At 67.4% G+C, this 17,264-nt stretch carries 11 protein-coding genes; 5 read left to right on the top strand and 6 right to left on the bottom strand.

Features of this window, described 5'->3' with window-relative positions; genetic code table 11:
• Positions 1 to 115 precede the first annotated feature (115 nt).
• From KEG57_RS10730 to KEG57_RS10740, 3 genes are read left to right on the top strand one after another with little or no spacing between them, the layout of a single operon-like run.
• Positions 116 to 2,257, top strand: coding sequence for an alpha-amylase family glycosyl hydrolase (locus KEG57_RS10730; protein ID WP_272419612.1), 2,142 nt, complete (start codon positions 116 to 118; stop codon positions 2,255 to 2,257).
• A 23-nt stretch (positions 2,258 to 2,280) separates the two neighbouring features.
• The gene (locus KEG57_RS10735) at positions 2,281 to 4,317 is read left to right on the top strand and encodes an alpha-amylase family glycosyl hydrolase (RefSeq protein ID WP_272419613.1); all 2,037 of its coding nucleotides are present in this window, start codon (positions 2,281 to 2,283) and stop codon (positions 4,315 to 4,317) included.
• A gap of 46 nt (positions 4,318 to 4,363) precedes the next feature.
• Positions 4,364 to 5,593, top strand: coding sequence for a cytochrome P450 (locus KEG57_RS10740; RefSeq protein ID WP_272419614.1), 1,230 nt, complete (start codon positions 4,364 to 4,366; stop codon positions 5,591 to 5,593).
• Positions 5,594 to 5,596: 3 nt separating this feature from the next.
• Here KEG57_RS10740 and KEG57_RS10745 read toward each other — a convergent pair whose 3' ends face one another.
• Positions 5,597 to 7,780, bottom strand: a complete 2,184-nt coding sequence (locus KEG57_RS10745) for a hypothetical protein (protein WP_272419615.1) — start codon at positions 7,778 to 7,780, stop codon at positions 5,597 to 5,599.
• Positions 7,781 to 7,999: 219 nt separating this feature from the next.
• Here KEG57_RS10745 and KEG57_RS10750 point away from each other — a divergent pair, with 219 nt between their 5' ends.
• Complete coding sequence (locus KEG57_RS10750) at positions 8,000 to 8,557, top strand: protease complex subunit PrcB family protein (RefSeq protein ID WP_272419617.1); 558 nt, start codon at positions 8,000 to 8,002, stop codon at positions 8,555 to 8,557.
• Between the two features lie 92 nt (positions 8,558 to 8,649).
• On the opposite strand, the gene KEG57_RS10755 is transcribed toward KEG57_RS10750, so the two are convergent.
• The 3 genes from KEG57_RS10755 to KEG57_RS10765 all read right to left on the bottom strand — a co-directional run bounded on the left by KEG57_RS10755 (position 8,650) and on the right by KEG57_RS10765 (position 12,480).
• A complete protein-coding gene (locus KEG57_RS10755; RefSeq protein WP_272419618.1) occupies positions 8,650 to 10,884 on the bottom strand; it encodes an NHL repeat-containing protein in 2,235 nt (744 codons plus the stop codon).
• Positions 10,885 to 11,012: 128 nt separating this feature from the next.
• Positions 11,013 to 11,963: a hypothetical protein gene (locus KEG57_RS10760; protein WP_272419619.1), complete on the bottom strand. Its 951-nt coding sequence runs from the start codon at positions 11,961 to 11,963 to the stop codon at positions 11,013 to 11,015.
• 61 nt (positions 11,964 to 12,024) lie between these two features.
• Positions 12,025 to 12,480, bottom strand: coding sequence for a hypothetical protein (locus tag KEG57_RS10765; protein WP_272419620.1), 456 nt, complete (start codon positions 12,478 to 12,480; stop codon positions 12,025 to 12,027).
• A gap of 125 nt (positions 12,481 to 12,605) precedes the next feature.
• Between KEG57_RS10765 and KEG57_RS10770 the strand changes: the two genes are divergently transcribed.
• A complete protein-coding gene (locus tag KEG57_RS10770) occupies positions 12,606 to 13,295 on the top strand; it encodes a hypothetical protein (RefSeq protein WP_272419621.1) in 690 nt (229 codons plus the stop codon).
• Between the two features lie 303 nt (positions 13,296 to 13,598).
• On the opposite strand, the gene KEG57_RS10775 is transcribed toward KEG57_RS10770, so the two are convergent.
• Both KEG57_RS10775 and KEG57_RS10780 read right to left on the bottom strand, forming a co-directional pair.
• On the bottom strand, positions 13,599 to 15,797 hold the full coding sequence (locus KEG57_RS10775; RefSeq protein WP_272419622.1) for a tetratricopeptide repeat protein: 2,199 nt from the start codon (positions 15,795 to 15,797) through the stop codon (positions 13,599 to 13,601).
• Complete coding sequence (locus KEG57_RS10780; protein WP_272419623.1) at positions 15,794 to 17,125, bottom strand: AAA family ATPase; 1,332 nt, start codon at positions 17,123 to 17,125, stop codon at positions 15,794 to 15,796. The genes KEG57_RS10775 and KEG57_RS10780 overlap by 4 nt, the downstream gene beginning before the upstream one ends.
• Between the last annotated feature and the right edge of the window lie 139 nt (positions 17,126 to 17,264).

The following is a 17,264-nucleotide window of genomic DNA, read 5'->3' on the forward strand; positions in this document are numbered from 1 at the left end:
TTCGAACCAGGACCCCTTACCAACCTTAGCCGATCCGTCCCTTGCGCTCGTGCGTCTCCGCGTGCTCCACGCATGACGAACGTCCGCTCGGTGTGGTAATGCATAACGAGGAGCCATGCGAACGACGTACTTCCTTCACGCATGGGTTTTGGCGCTCGGGCTCGCCTCCGTGGGTTGCGGCGGGCCCGAGGTTCCGCGGCGCGATTGCACGACCGTGATCTGGGCCGAACCCGGTTCGGGAGGCGACATACGTGTCGAGGGGAGCTGGGACGACTGGGCCGAGGCGAAGCCTCTGGAGCAGCGCGACGATGGATGGTTTCTGCTCCCATTGAATCTTTCTCCCGGTGAGTACGGATACCGCATCGTTCGCGGCGGCGAGAGCTCGCTCGATCGGCTCAATCCGTTGACCACGTGGAAGGGCGAGGAGGAGGTTTCGCTCGTGATCGCCGAGAGCTGCGGCGCGCCCGAAATTCGTGTCGACGCGGTCGAGGTCTCCGGCGACGAGGTCACGGTGAGCGGGGTTTTTCTGGCCGCGCCCGAGGGATCCGCGCTCGACCCCGCGTCGCTGCGGGCCGAGCACCGCGCCGGCGGCGAGATTTTGCCCTCGAATGCGCAGGCGTCCGACGGTCGATTCACGTTTGTCGCGCGGGGACTCGGCCGCGGCAAACATACCTTCACGCTTCGCGGCGCCGACGAATCCGGCAAAGAGGCGAATCCCGAGATTGCCGTCGCATGGGTCGATCCGGCCCAGGCCTCGTGGCACGAGGGGCTTTTGTATCATCTCATGATCGACCGATTCCGGGGCGACGGCGGCGCGCCGCTCGCGCCGCTATCTCCGGACAAATCCGGCTCGCGCGCGGGCGGCACGCTCGACGGTGTGCGCGCGGAAATCGAGCGCGGCACGTTCGACGAGCTCGGCGTCACGGCAATCTGGATTTCGCCCGTCTACACGAATCCGATCGAGGTCCGCGAGGGCCGCGGCGATGGCCGGCCTTATGAAGGATATCACGGCTACTGGCCGCTCGAATCACGCGGGGTCGAGCCGCGGATCGGCGGCGAGGACGCCCTCCACGCCATGGTCGACGAGGCGCATCGGCACGGGATCCGCGTGATCTTCGACCTCGTGCCGAACCACGTCTACGAGCACAACGAGCGATACATCCAGAACCGGAACAAGGGCTGGTTCAACGACGGCGTCGACAAATGCGTGTGTGGCTCGCCCGGCTGCGGCTGGAGCGAGAAGCTCCCCACGTGCTGGTTCACCTCGTACATGCCCGACGTGCGATTCGAGCACCCCGATTCGATGCGCGCCGAGGTCGACGATGCCGTCTTCTGGATGAAGGAGTTCGACGCGGACGGCGTGCGTATCGACGCCGTCCCCATGATGCCGCGGGCGGCCACGCGCCGGATCACGCACGCATTCAATCGCCTCGAGACGGGCAAGGACGCGCTTTTTTCGATCGGCGAGGTCTTCACTGGCCCCGGCGCGATTGGCATCGAGAGCATCCGCTATTTCCTCGGCCCGCATACCCTCTCCGGCGCATTCGATTTTCCGCTCATGTGGAAGCTTCGCGAGGCCTTTGGCCTCGACCGCGGCAGCCTCTCCGAGCTCGAAGAAATCCTCGTCTCGACCGACGCGGCAATCGAAGGCTCGGGCGCGGCGCTCGGCCGCATGATCGACAACCACGACACCTCGCGGTTCGTCTCGGAGGTCACGGGTGACGGCGCAAACGACCCCTGGTACGACAAACCCACGCAGTCCACGGATCCGGTCGTGTATGCGCGGGCGAAAATGGCGCTCGCGTTCATCTTGACGCTTCATGGTCTGCCGGTGCTTTATTACGGCGACGAGATCGCGCTTGCCGGCGCGGGGGATCCGGACTCGCGGCGGGTGATGCCGGATCCCGCGAGCGTCGGGCCGCTGCAATCCGAGGTGCGGGACCTCGTCCGCCGGCTCGGCCAATTGCGCCGCTGTTCGCCTGCGCTCCGCACGGGCACGCGCAGGCCCATCGTGGCGACGAAGGACGAATATGCTTATCTGCGCGACGCGGGGGATGGGGATCCAGTGCTCGTGTTTTTCGCGCGCAAGACGGCGCTCGTCTCCGTGCCGACCGGCGCCGTGCCGCTCGGCAGCTACGTCGACGTCATGACCGGCGAGACGATCGAAATCACCGCCGGCGGCGCCGTCCCGCTCGAAGCCCTCTCCTTCCGCGTGCTCGTGCGCGCGGGGAGCCCTTGCCGTAACCCCTCACCCTGACGGGCCTCCGAATGAAAACTTCGATGAACACGTTCACAGCGCTCGCCCTCTCGGGCCTCCTCGTCGCGCCCTTGCTCGGCGCGGCGTCGTGCTCGAGCGACGACCTCAATGGCTACCAGCCGCCCGATGGATTCGGCGGCTACGATCCGGGGGAAAAACCCCCGGTGCTCAGCGGCTCCGGCTCCGGCGTCGGCGCGGGCGGCCCCGGCCAGGGCGGCGCGGGCGGCGGCGAGCCTCCGGGCCCGCCCATGTGTGACGATAGCTTGAAGCGCTGCGATTACCTCTTCACGCTCGCCGACATGGGCCAGAGCAGCGTCGTCGTGCGCGGAAACTTCGCGGCGGACGGCTGGGACGTCGGCGTACCCCTGGAGAAGGCGAACGGGCAATGGGAGGCCACCGTCCCGATCCCGTACAACCAGCCCGTCCAGTACAAGTTCGTCATCGACGGCAGCAACTGGATCACCGATCCGGGCAATCCGAACACGATCGACGATGGGTTCGGCGGGAAAAACAGCCTCGTCTCGCTCACGACCTGTGACCCCTGGACGTGCGACGATCCGCCGGAGAACAGCCCCGTCGAGGCCTGGCGCGATGCAGTGCTTTATTTCGTCTTCGTGGACCGCTTCCTTGACGGCGACGCCTCGAACAACGGCGCGCCCGTGGCGAACGTCCCGCAGGCGTCCAACTACCAGGGTGGCGACTGGCAGGGCGTGATCAACAAGATCAAGGAGGGGTATTTCACGAAGCTCGGCGTGAACTCGCTCTGGCTCACGGTCCCGATCGACAACACCGAGCTCGCCGGCTTCGGCAACGACGGCAAGAACTACAGCGCTTACCACGGCTACTGGCCGAAGGATTTCTACAAGGCCGAGGAGCGTTTTGGCACGATGGCGAAGCTCAAGGAGCTCGTCGACGAGGCGCACAACGTGAACATCACCGTCCTCATCGATTACGCGGCGAACCACGCGCACGACTCGGCCCAGGTCTACAAGGACAACGCGAGCTGGTTCTGGCCGAACACGAACGGCAGCGGCGGCAACTGCGTCTGCGGCGAGGGCTGCTCCTGGGACGGCGCGACCACCGAGAAATGCTGGTTCACGCCGTATCTGCCCGATTTCAATTACGAGAACGCGGCGGCGCGCAAGTACAGCATCGACAACATGGTCTGGTGGTGGCAGCAGACCGGCATCGACGGCTTCCGCCTCGACGCGCTGAAGCACATGCACATGTCGTGGCTCACCGATCTCCGCTCGCGTGTGACGGCCGAGATCGACGCGGTCACGGGCAAGCATTTCTACATGGTCGGCGAGACGTACACCGGCGATAAATCGCTCATCAAGAAATACGTCAATCCGTCCACCATGCTCGACGGCCAGTTCGACTTCCCGCTCCGCGCCGAGATCTGCTCGAAGGTCCTCATGCGCCAGGGCACGATGCAAGATCTCGAAGGCTTCCTGAACGGCAACGACGACGCCTACGGCAATGGCGTCATGAGCACGTTCATCGGCAATCACGACCTGCCGCGCGTCATTCACCTGGCCCAGCAAACGCCGCTCTGGAGCGACGCCTGGGACGGCGGCAAGAACATGAACTGGCAAAACCAGCCGGGCTTGCCCTCCGGGACGGACGCATTCGAGCGCATGGCGAACGGGTTCACGCTCATCATGACCACGCGCGGCGTGCCGCTCATCTATTACGGCGACGAGATCGGCCTGCCCGGCGCGGGTGACCCGGACAACCGGCGTTTCATGCAATGGAACGGTTACTCCACCGGCCAGACCTGGCTACGCACGCACCTCGAAAAGCTCGGGCAAATCCGCAAGGATCACATCGCGCTTCGTCGTGGCAAGCGCTCGTCGCTCTGGGCCTCGGCCGATACGATGGCCTACAAGATGGTGCACGCGACCGAGACCGTCTACGTCGCCATCAACCGCGGCGACATGGAGGGCTCCGTCGGGAACCTGCCGAGCGGCAACCTCACGAACTTGCTCACGGGTCAGACCGTGAGTGGTCCCACTGTAAACCTCCCTCCACGCAGCTCGATGATTCTCGTGCAGTAATTTTCCACGTCAGTCATGCGCATCATGGCGTGCTATGAATACGCCCATGATGACGACGACGATCCCTCCTCTGCGTTACGATCCGATGGATCCTTCCTACGCGAAGGATCCGTACCCCTTGCTCGCCCGCTTTCGTGAAGAGGCTCCCGTATACTACTGGGAGCAGGGAGGCGGGCCGGTCTTCTTCCGTTACAAGGATTGCATTGCCCTGATGAGGGACGCCCGGCTGGGACACGATCCCACCCTCGGGGCCGGCTTCCCGCAAGAATTGAAGGCCGCCTATCCCGACTTCGCGACGCTGCGCGAAAATGACCTCTTCATGGTCCCCTCGGAGGCGCACGCGCGGCTGCGCAGGCTCCTGAACCCAGCGTTCGGCCCGCGCGCGGTCGAGGTGCACCGCCCGAAGGTGAAGGCCATCATCGAGGGGCTGCTCGAGAAGTTTCCTCTCGAGGGGGTGATCGACGTCTCCTCGGATTACACGCGGCAATACCCCGTTCGCGTGATCGCCAGCGTCCTCAACATCCCCCCGAACCACGAGCCGGAGTTCATCGCCTTCGCGGAGAGCCTCATCTCCACGATCATCCCGGGGCTCCCCCCCGAGCGATTCGCGGCTTGCATGCCGCCGGTCTCGCGCGGCATGGCGCTCGTGCGCGAGATCATCGCCGACCGTCGGGCGCATCCAATGGAAGACGACCTCATGACCCAGCTCATCAACGCGTGTGACGAGCAGGATCGGCTGAGCGATCCCGAGCTCGTCTCGCTCGTCGCGGGGCTTCTGGTCGGCGGCACCGACACCACGTACCACGGGACGAACCAGACCCTTCTCTCGCTGCTCCAGAACCCGGAGCAGCTCGCGATCTTGCGCGCGGAGCCGAGCCTCGCGCGCAACGCATTCGACGAGACCCTCCGGTACAACATGTTCGGCCGCGTGCCGTTCCCCCGGTACGCGACCGAGTCGTTCGAATTCGCGAACGTCTCCATCAAGCGCGGCCAGCCCGTATTCATGTTCCTGATGTCTGCATTCCGGGATCCGGAGTATCTCCCCGACGCGAACGTGTACGACATTCGTCGCCAGCACACGGGGACCCACTGGTTCGGCCTCGGCCCCCATTTCTGCCTCGGCGCCTCGCTCGCCCGCATGGAGGCCGAGATCGCGCTCCAGAGCCTCCTCGCGCGGTACCCCAAGATCGAGCTCGCCGGCGAGCCGGTCTGGGGGAAACACCCGATCATGCGCACGATGGATAAATTCCCCCTCCGCGTCAGCGCTTCGGCCTGATCGTCATTCCGGACAAACCGTCCGCTCCGCGATCGTCTGCCCGTCGATCCCGAAGACCGCGATGTCCTTGCCGGTCACGACAGCGCCGATCGCCCCATACCCATAACTCGACAGGAGCTTCCGTTCGGGCCGACGCACCTCGCCGTTCGGGCCGAGCTCGATCGTGATCACCTCGCGGGCGAAAGGCCCGGTCGATGCAATCAAGAAGCCCTCGGCCGTGCCGATCACGAATGGATTCCGGAGGAGCGCATTGGGCTCCGACGCGAGCGAGGGCGCGCCGATCGCCTTTCCTGTCTCATCGAGGCGCAGCACGCGGATCACGCTGGTCTCGGTCCGCTCGGTGCCGGTCACGCACGCGAGGAGCAGCCCCTTCGGGCCCTGGCCGAGCGCGCAATCGCCGGGCTGGAAGGGCATTCGCGCCGCTGGCGCGGGCTGGGAGACGATACGCGCGGCGCCGTCGAGCAGCGCCGTCACGACCGCGCCCCCGCGCGCGTAGGCGACCACGAGGCCCTTGCTCGTCCAGGCGAGCCCGGGCTTGCTCGTCTTTGGATCCCCGGGCAGGCGCGTCGTTTTTCGCATCGCGCCGGCCTCGTCGAGCCGCCCGACTTCGATTGCGCCATTCTCGTCGATCCACGCCGCCGCGAATCCCCCGGGGACACGCGCGAGCGTGGGTTCGCGTCGCCCGGTCGCCGCGGGAAGGACAGCGCGCGTGATGGTTTTTCCGTCACGATCGACGCGCACGAAAACCGCCTCGTCCTTCTCGAAGAGGAGCGCGGCCCATGCGCCGTCGTCGAGTTGCAGGACGGAGGCCTCGACTGCGCGCGGAGGCAGGCGTAAGGCCTCGGGCGCGGGGCGTGTGCGCGCGTCGCACGGGCCGTTCGAGGTCACCTCGCTCGGCGCCGGCGCCTCGCGGCACGCGAGGCGGGCCGCCACGATCTCCGGGGTTTTCCCTTTCTGCAATCGATCCCGATTGTACACGACGAGCCATTCCTTCCCGGTCCGCAGGACGGCCGGCATTTCCCCGGAGGAATCCTCGTCGTGCAACGTCAGCGGCGGGGCGGCGGCGCCGCTCGGATCCACGACCGTGATCAGGGCCTCCGGACCCCGCGCGACGAGGACCGACGCGTGGAAATGCGCCTCGTAGGCCACCGCGAACCGCGCGCCGTCCCAGCCGAGGATGGGCTTGCGCGGCGTCGCAATGGGATCGGGGTGCGTCGCGACGATCCGCGGCGAAAGCTTGGGGTTCCCCGCGGCGTCGAGGACTGCGAGCCATATCTTGCGATCCTGATCCCAGGCGACGGCGAGGCCCGCCGGCGTGGGCAAAAGGACGGGATTGAGCCCGCTCTGGAGCGTCGCGCCCACGCCCGTGAGCCCTTCCCCCGTGAGCCGCCGGATCTCGACATTGCCGCGCGTCTCGCGCGAATGCCAGCCGACCCAGTACGCCTCGCCGTCCCACACGATCGAGGGAACGCCGGGATTTTCGCCCGCGGAGAGCTCGAACGTGCGCTTGACCTTGCCCGTCTTCGTGTCGACGAGCGCGACGCGCACCGATTCGTGCATCGGGTAAGGGCCACGCGTCCAGGCGACGGCGATGTCGTCTCGGCCCCACGCGAGCGCGGGCGTGCCGTCGAGCAGCGGCGAGGGATCGATCCGGGCCGACCAAAGCGGTCGATCCTGCGCGTCGAGCCGCACGAGCTCGATATCGGCCTCCTGCTGGGCGTGATACACGACGGACGCGACCACGACGTCACTCCCCCGGAACGCCCCCACGACGTGCGAACGCTCGTGTTTGTCGGGGAACACGATCTCGTGGACACTCTTCGCTGCGCCCGACGATTCGATCCGCGCCACGAAGGCTTTTTGCGTGTCGTGATCGAGGTACACGTACCCCGCGCCGGAATCGAGCCGGCCGAGCGAGGGCCGGTCCTCGTAGAAATAGGCCGCGGCGCCGCCCGCGATATCGACGGAGGCGCGCTCCTCGAGCCCGTGCGCGCACGAGGCCGGCGGCGGTGCCTCGGCGCCCGAGGCCGACTGCGCGGGGCTCTGGCCCTCCTCGGGCGTCGTCGGCGCCGGGGCCGGGCCGCTCTTCATGGGCACGACGCTGGGGGTGCCACATCCGAGCCAGAGACCCAGGAGCGCGGCCGGGAGGCCGATGGAAAGGCGCTTGCCTCTAGAAATCGTCAACATCGTGTCCTCCGGATCTTGCGACGGGCAGGCTGAGCCTAACGCGCGGCGCGCGACCCGTCCACGGTCCCTGCGCCGCGCCCGCGGCCCCGAACCTGGGGTTTCTTCGAATTCGGAAGGCGGGATGATTCCACATTCCGGGTCCGCGACGCTGGAAAAGCGGAATGCGTGGCTCCGCCTGGTCGGCCCGGGTCTTGCCGGGCACCTCGCCCCGGGGGAATCATGAAGACGTTTTCCCGGAAGAACGTGCTCGGCTGGGCTCTCGTGGCGATCGTTTCGTGCACGGCCCTCGGTGATGCCTTGGCCAGGGAGGGGGCGGGACGTCCGCCGCGGGCTCCGAACCCGGGCGAGATCGCCCTGCCTTTCCGAAAGCTCGAAGTCAGCGCCTTCGGCCGGCGGCGCGGCGAGCACCGGACCCTCTTGACGTCGCCGCGGATGTATCAGACTTTCGTCGGCAGCCCGCCGCCGGAAGGCCTCGATTTCCAGCGAGAATGGGTGTTTCTGTACGCGCCCGGCACGATGCCGACCGGCGGCTACGAGGCGGATATCTCGTACATCGGGCGATCGACGGACGGGCGCACGCTCACGATCGAGACCCGGCTCTTCGAGCCGGGCCACCATTGCTTCGTGACGCAGGCGCTCACGAATCCGTACGTGCTCGTGAGCTTCCCACGTCCCGAGGCCGTGCAGCGCGTGGTGTTCACCCACGTCACGGAGGTGCGGGACTGCCCGTCGGAGCCGACGCTCTCGAGCCCGGACGTCGAGGCCGAGCCCGAGTGAACGCGTGACGAGGTGATCGAAGCGCGCACGCCCGCGGCCCTGTGCGAGCCGCGGGCGTGCGAAGAATGGTGTGTCCGGACGTTACGCTTCGATCACTGCGCCATCTTGATGAGAACCACGTCCTCCTGGCCGTTGTTCACCGTGAAGTTCCCGTCGCCGAAGAGCACGTTGGTGCTCCGGTAGCTGCCGCCGAGCCATACGGCGGCGTTGCCGTCCGCGGCGACGGTCTCGCCCGATTCGCTCAGACCGCCGCCGAACTTCTTGGTCCAGGCCGCCGTCCCGGCGGGGTTGTACTTCGCGACGAAGATGTCGTGCTCGCCGTTCGACGAGACATTGCCCTTGCCGAAATCGGTGCTGGCCCAGAATTGACCCGTGACGATCACGTTGTTGAATGGGTCGACCGCGATGTCCTTGCCGCGCTGTGTGCTCACGCCGCCCATGGCCTTGCTCCACATGTGGAAGCCCGAGGGGCTGTACTTCGCGATGAACACGTCCTCCGAGCCGCCGCTCGTGACAGTTCCGTTGCCGAGGTCCATCGAGCCGTTGTACTCGCCGGTCACGAGCACGTTGCCCGCGCTGTCGAGCGCCACGGCGTTCGCGCGCTGGAGCTCGCCGTCGCCCGCGCCGAGCACGAAGATGGGGTTGCCCATCGTGTCGAGCTTCGCGACGAAGATGTCATAACCGCCGGCGCTCGTGAGCGTCTTGCCGCCGCCGAAATCGATGCTGGTCTGGAACGCGCCGGCGAGCGCGATATCGCCCGCGGGCGAGACCGCGAGGTCGTAGGCGTATTGCGTCCCGGGGCCGGTGATCGCCTTCGCCCAGAGCGGCGTGCCACTCTTGTTCAGCTTCGCGACGAACACCTCGAGGCCGCCCCCCGCGATCGGCGAGATGACGTTCGCGCCGATGGTGAGGTTGCTCGAGAACGTGCCGGAGACGTAGACGTTGTCCGCCGCGTCCACCGCGACGCTCGCTTCCTCCTGCGTGTACGCGTTCGCGATCGCCTGGCTCCAGACGTGATCGCCCGTGGCGGCGGCGAGCTTCGCCACGAAGATGTCGCGCGAACCATTGTTGCTCGTGAGCGCCGTTCCGCCGAAATTGATGGTGCCGAGGAACTCGCCCGCGATGAGCACGTCGCCCGCGCTGTCGATGGCGACGCTGGTGACGTCCTGCCCGGCCGCATCGCCGTACTTCTTCGCCCACACGACGGTGCCCGTCGAATTGTACTTGATGACGAAGAGGTTGTCGTTGCCCGTGGCGGTCAGCGTGCCGATCGGCGCGGGGAGGGTGATCGCCCCCGAGAACCTGCCGACGAAGACGCCATTGCCCTGCGCGTCGGTCGCCACGGCCAGACCGATCTGGTTCTGGTTGTTGCCGAAGGTACGCACCCAGGTCGTGTCGCCGGTGCACGCGGGCGCCTGGCCATTGCAATCGTCGTCGCCCGTGGTCGCGCAGTTCTCCGGCGTCGGAAGGACCTCGCCCGTGCACGGACCGTATCCGGAGCCGTCCGGCGCGCACGTCTCGACGCCCGACTTGCAGAGGCCGACGCCCGACGTGCCCATCGGGCCCGTGTAGCAGGCCTTCGTCGAGTTCGGCGCGCACGCGCAGCTCGCACCGTCGTCCACGAAGCTGTCGCAATCGTCGTCCGCTGCATTGCAGGCCTCGGCCTGCGGCAAGACCTGCCCCGCGCACGCGCCGTACGAGAGGCCGTCGGGCGCGCACGTCGCGGTGCCTTCCTTGCAAATGCCCACGTTCTTCGTACCCGCGGGACCCGTGTAGCAGGGCATCGTGTTGCCCGGCGTGCACAAGCAGCCCGCGCCGTCGCCGACCACGCCATTGCAGTCCTCGTCGGTCAGGCCGCACGTCTGGACCCCGGGGACGACCTCGCCCACGCACGGGCCATACGAGAGGCCGTCGGGGCTGCACGTCTGGACGCCGGCCTTGCAGGCGCCGACGCCCATCGTGCCATCGGGGCCCGTGTAACAGGCCTGCGTGCTGCCCGGCGTGCAGCAGCCCTCGTCCGTCTGGCCGTCGCAGTTGTTGTCGATGTTATCGCCGCAGACCTCGTCCACGGGCTCACACACGATTCCGCCGACGCCGCCGGTCCCGCCCATGCCGCCGCCCACGCCACCCATGCCGCCAGTGCCGCCTTCGCCGCCCACGCCGCCGGTGCCGCCGCCGCCCTGTCCACCGGCACCGCTCGACGAGCTGCTCGACCCCGTGCTCGTGGTGCCCGGGGCCGGGTCGTCGCTGCAGCCCGCGAGGCCCGCGCCGACGATCAGCGCGAGGGACGAAAATGTGAACGAAGCAAGGTGACGCCGATGCAACATGGAACGAACCTCCGGAATGGAAGTGGCTGCAAGCCAAATGCAGCGCATCATCCACGAAATAGGGCCTCCCGCACAATAGGCCAGGCAAGAAATGCGCGCCCGCGCGGAGGGTTGGGGTGTGGCCTGTGTTACTGTCCCGTCTTCGGGAAGATCAGCACGAACGAGCCCTTTGCGGGCCGAAAGACCGTGGTCTTCGTGGGATGCGCGTCTCGCTTGAAATGCGGCATCCAGGGCAGCGCCTTCCACGCGTCGTTGTCTTGAATGAACTCGGGCACCACGAGATCGAGCTCGACGTACCGGTCTGCCGTGGCGGCCGCGAGATCCGGCCCGAACGTCCACTTCTCGCGTCCGGGGCGCGCGGTGAGGTCGTTGTGAATGGCGCCGCCGTACGTGAGGACCATCTTCCCCGCGCCGGCGTTCGCGTTGCGCGAGGCGAGGGACTTGGCCTTTTCATCCATGAGCCGCGCGATCATCTCCAGCATCACGAGGACCGAATCCGGCCCCGCCTTCACGATCGCGTCGTAATCGGCGCAGCTCGCGCGCAGGATATGGGGCTTCACGCCGAGCGCGTACGCCGCGTCGCCGAGCGTGACGAACTCGTTCTGGTTCGTCTTGGCTTGGCTCTGCGTGACGGGCTTCTGCTGCTCGGCGACTTGCGCCTCTTTTTCCTTCCCGCATTTCCCCTCGGACACCCAGATCTCGAGCACGATGTCGCTCGCTTTGCCCGCGACCATGGGCAAAAACGTCTCGGTGAAGCGCTTCGTGGCCGTGGGGATGCCCTCCTTGCCCTTCTGCGCGTGCGACTCGCCGATGCCGAGGATGAGCGGGTTTTCCGCGAGGATCGCGGCAAACGCGTCCTTGGGCGTGTCGTAGAGCATGCAGCCCATCTCGCCACAAGGCTCGGGCGGGGCCGCGGAGACGGGGGCCGCGGCGCTCGCGGAAGGCGCGGGGGCGGGCGCGGCGCTCGGGGGCGGCGCGGCGGAGGCCGTCGCGGGCGGCGGAGGCGAAGCGCTGTCGGGCGTGCGGCACGCGGCGACGGTGGCGAGGCAAAGGAGCGGAAGGAGGCGAGCGCTCAGCATGGCGTGGAGGAGTGACGCGAGGACACGGAAGTTCCTCGGCCCTGTCAAGCGCCTCGGCGGTTCAGCGGTGCCCGTCGATTCGTTCGAGCTGCATCTGGTACGATTTCGAGAGCTTCGACTCGTCGACGCGCGGCCGGAGCGCCTTCAGCGCCGAGCGCGTCGCCACGTCCACGTCGGCGCCGAGCCGCGCCGCTTCGAGGTGGAGCTCGAGGGCGCGTTTGTAGCCCGCCTGCGCCTTCCACACCTCGCCGCGCAGATCATCGAGCTCGGCCCGGTGCTGGGTGAGCATTGCGCAGGCCGAGACCTTCTCGCGGCTGCCGAGCATCATCGCCGCGCTCGAAGCGTCGTGCCGCGTCAGCGTTTCCCACATGGGGCCGAACAGATGGAGCGAGGTCGTTTGGACGAGCTCCACCGCCTCGTCGAGCCGTCCCGCGCGCTTCAAGCCGACGACGCGGCCGAAGACGTCGGCGAGCTGTTGGACCATGCGGACCTTGAGGTCCTTGTGCGTGCTCGACATGCGCTTCCCCGCATCCCCTGGCGGAATGTGCACGTTACCAAACGAAGGCCCGGGGGTCGACATTCCGGCGACGGTTGACGGCGCGGCGCCCGTGCATGGTAGCTTCGCCGCGCAGAGAGGAGCGTATGGCCACACATCTCCGCGAAGACATGGCGGCCCAGACCGCCGCTGATATCTGCGCCGCGATCACGAGCGCGCTCGACAGCGATCCGATCACGCGGCCGCTCGCGCCGTTATGGGATGCGCTGGCGCAGAAGGGGGACGGGCTCGCCGCGCAGCGCCGCGCGCGGGAGCGTACGCTCGGGCGGGCGAGGGCGCGGCTCTTCGTGGCCGACGCGCGCTGGGACGCGGAGACGGCGAGCTTCGGTCGATATGTCGTCAACGAGTCGGAAGGGCGGCGCGATCGGCCGCCCTACACGCGGTTCTTCGTGGGCGTGACCCCGTCGGACGCGCAGGCGTTCGGGATCGATCGGGAGGTGAAGCAGGGGCGCGCGTGGATCGAGGAGCTCGGGCGGGAGCCGGGGTCGGCGCTCGCGGAGAAGTGGACGCCTCGGCTGACGAGCGCGACGGACACGCTGGAGGCGAACAGCAAGGAGCGCGAGGCGGGGATGTCGGCGCTCGCGATGCAAGGGACGTCGGAGCTGCTCTACATCGGCGAGATCAACGTGGAGATCGACAAGCTGGAGGGCGCGCTGCTCCAGCTCTTTCCCGGGCAGCCGAAACGGGTCGCGTCGTTCCTCACGGCGACGAAGCCGCGCCGGAAGCGGAAGGACGACGACGGCGAGGACGAGGGGTCGGGGGGCGGCGAGGGCTGACGGACGGCGAGAGAGCGTCGCTCGAAGGAGGGAGCGAGCGACGTGCGTTACGCAAGAGGGGGGATCGACGCGGGGAGGAGGGATCTTGCGTGGCGCACGGGGGGTGCTGGGCGCGAGGAAGGCAGGGGCGTGCGTGACGCACGGAGGTCACTCGGGGCGCCGAGGGACCATCTTGCGTGGCGCGCGGGGGTGGATCCTTACGTCGATGCACCGTCGTGCGTGACGCACGAGGGGCAGGGGAGGCGGCGAGGGACGGCCGTGCGTGCGGCGGAGCCGAGGCATGGGCTCGGGGGGGTGTCAAGGTCACGAGGCGGGCGGGGGTTCGTCGAGATCCTGGTCGCGTTGGGCTTCGACCTCGGCGGCTTCGAGGTGGCGACCCTGGGCGCGGAGGGCGGCGGCGAGCTCGTTCCAGAGTTCCTTTCGGGCCTCCGGGTGCATCCCAAGGAGAAGACGTGTGTCGTGCACGAACGCGACGAGCGCATCGCGGGACACGAGACCGAGGAATCGTGCGTCGAGGTCCACCTCGACCGGGAGCGCGAGGAGCTTGCGGAGCAAGACCTCGGCGTCCGCTGCGCGTCCCGAGCGGTTGAGCGCGATGGCGACGAGAGGAATGCGATGGCCGCCTTCCCCCCGGATTGACCACGCATAAGGAGTTTCGCGTTTCAAGGAGGCATCTGCGACGGTGAGGGCCTCGCGAGGCTCACCGCGTTCCAGACGCAGTCGCATCCGGAATTTGTCGATGTCGAGCAGCAATCGCTCGTACGCCGATCCCCCTCGGCCGGCAATCTCTTTGGCGATGCCCTCCGCCATGGTATCGGCCTCGTCGAAGCTCCTTCGCGTGAACGCGCACCATGCGAGCGAGAAACGAAGCTTGGCGCGCTCTTGGTGATCCTTCGTCTTGTCCAGCGTCGCCTTCAGGATCGCCTCGGCGCGCTCCACGTCGCCCGTACGTCGGAGGAGACCCGCGATGCGCCGCAGATCTTTCGGTCGGGTGCGCGGCTCGTCCACGAGCATGAGCGCACGCTGGAGCTGCCAGACGTGGCTCGGGTCGACGCCGATCTCGAATCCGATCTCGGCCAGCAGCGAATAAAGCGTGAGCAGGTCCTCGGGCGGCATGTCGCCATCGAGCATCGGCTCTGCGTGGATGAGCGCCTGCACGCCCGCCCGACGTAGCGTCGCCGCGGCAGGATGACCTGCTTCCCAGTTCAAGTGCGAGAGCTCCGTCAGGGCGATTCCCTGCAAGAAATATCCGATTGCGCTTTCCTGTATCTCCAGCGCTCGGCTCGCCCACGTCTGCGCAGCGTCGAAGTCGCCATGGTCGTACGCGAGCCGCGAGAGCTCGATCCAGCGCTCCGGCGTACGCTCGCCCTGGCAGAGGAGGAATTCGATCCGGGGCGCGCGGTCGATGAGGAGAGGAAACCCGCCGTTCCCGTCCAAGATTTCAATACCCTCGACCTTCCGGGCGGGGCGGCGCGAGAGGCTCCACAGCCCGATGCGTTTGCCGAGGTGGCGCTGGACGTGTGGAGGGATGAAATAACCTTGAATGGGCGCCCGCGCGAGGCCGGCGCTCAGGATTCTCTCGCCGAGACCTGCAGCCGCATCCGTGGAGCGGAGCATCGCCGCGAGTAGCTCCTCCTCGGCATATCCCCTGGACAATAGGCCGATCAGGCATCCGATCACGCCCGTCTCCTGTCCGGAGACCGCAGCCAGCCTTCCTGGGTGTCTCGCGCCTGCGTTTGCAAGGTGCTTCGTCACCATGTCGAGGGGGCCCCAGACATGGTCCGAGATGTTCCAGAAGCGATCCTGGTAGTAATTGGGGACGAGCAGGATCGCCCGCGTCTTGCGCCGCGCCTCCGCGAGCGCCCACCGGAACCGCGCGGCATGCTCGTATCCCACGGCGTCGCACGCGACCCACGCCCGCCCCGCATTCTGGATCTCCGACACGACCTCGGCATAAGCCTTCATCGTATCGATCCACCGGATCGTCCGTCCCGGCAGAGCCTCCCGAAAGACTTGCTCGAACCGCTCGATGCGCTCTTGCGGGTCTTTCCGGTAAAGCTTGTCCGCGTGTGCAAACAAGATCCCCGGCGCCCGACACCGGAGTGCCTGCCGGATGCCAAAAACCGCATGCTCTGCGACGCCGGGCGGGCACTCGTGCCGCTGCGCGATCCAATCGTAAAAGTCGGGCGCCTCCCGAGCCAGCACCTCCGTGACCTCGCGCCGGCAGAAGAGGACGACCTTCAGCGATTTCCGCGCGAAGACCGGCCGGTTCATGTTGAGCCAAAACGCGTCCTCCGCCTCGGGGACGAGCACCACGGCCGAGCCGTCGGGGAGATCCATCAGCCCGCTTGGCTTCGCCAGCACTTCGAGATCGGGGTGATCGACGAGGAGCGCGCGCACGAGACCGCCGAGCCGCTCGGGCACCGCTTCGTCCACCAGGATGAGGACGCCTCGCGGGCTCAGCCGGAGCCCCAGACGGATCTCTTCGATCCAGTCGCTCACAATTTGATCATGTGGCGGAGGAGGAGCGGATGCGGGAAATACCACTCCGAGTCGTTCGGATACGGCAAGAGCGTGCCGTACGTGAGGAGCTCCTGCGCCAGGTTTCCTTCGGGCAGCCGATGGTCCGGGTCCTTTGCGATTTCCTCCAGCGTCCGAATGTGACCCTTGTTGAGCCCCGTCTCCCGCTGTCGCCGCGCCTCTTCGAGGACACGCTCCACGAGTTCGTCCGTTGCCTGTGCGAGGTCTTCACGATGGGCGAGCCCGGCGATACGAAAGACGAATTTCACGAACTCCCGCGCTCGACCGCCGGAATGGTAGGCGAGCTTGTCGATCTGCTGGGGCGTGAAGAGATCGGGTCCGCCTGGGAGATCGGCCACGCGTCGCGCGAAGAGCTCCCGGAAGAACGCCACGCCTGGTCCCAGCTCCCTCGGCTTGTCCTTGCGGAGGACCGGCTCATTGACGAGCGACGGGACGTCGTGAAACCCTCGGATCGCCGCCGTCGCCGGGTGGTGCCGGAGCGCGAACGGCCCGCAGATCACCATGGGGCAGGCGAGCTGCGAGATGAGCACCGAGTCCAGGAAGAGCGCCTTCGCGCGGTTGAAATCGCGGATCCGGTCGAGCCCGTCGATGATGAAGAGGACACGCGAGCCGCGCTGTTGTACCAGGCCAATCAGCGTGTTGACGCAATCGAGCAGGGCCTGGACGTCGGACTCCTGATCCGCGAGCGCTTTCTGCGTCCTGCCAAAAGGCGCCGTCCATTTCACGGCCTCGGCGCCGGCCTTGAGGAGCTGGAGCCCCGTGCCTACGGCCGCGGGCGCGCCGGTGGCGGTGGAAGATGCCAGCACGACCATTGATTTCGCGAGGGAGGCGATGTCGATCTGTGGCGGCGCATCCGCGTTCGTCCTTCCCGCGAGCGCCGCCCATCGTTTTTCCAGGTCCTTGCGGTGTTCCTCGGGGAGCACGTACGCGAGGCGCTCCTCGGCCGCGCGAAGAAGCGCGACGCCCATGAGGAAACACACCTCCCAGGGGCTCACGCGCTCGATCGCCTGCGCGTCGTGCACGACCTCGGAGCAATGGCGCTCGAGGTCGACGAAGACCACGAACTCTTTGCCGGCCCGCTCCTCCGCGATGCGCTGGAGCTCCGTGGTTTTGCCCGTCCCGATCGTGCCCGTCACGAGGAGCCGCGGGATGCCACGCGGAATGTCCAGCCACTCGCAGATCGTCCCCGCAGGGCTCCGGCTTCGCGGCGCGCGCCACGCAGGGTTTCGTGGCGAGAGCTCCGGATCGAAACGATCGATCACCGCGAGCCAGGTTTCACGCCGAGACATGCGTCGAAGGCTCCTCCGACGCGCACTTCTGCACGAAGGCCCGCCGGACGTCAAGCAAGCGGCAGAGCGCGCTCTGCCTTCGCATCCGCTCCCGACTCGTGCCATGCTCGCGTCCGTCCTCGGCGCCGCGAACTTTCCG

Source organism: Polyangium jinanense (assembly GCF_028435365.1).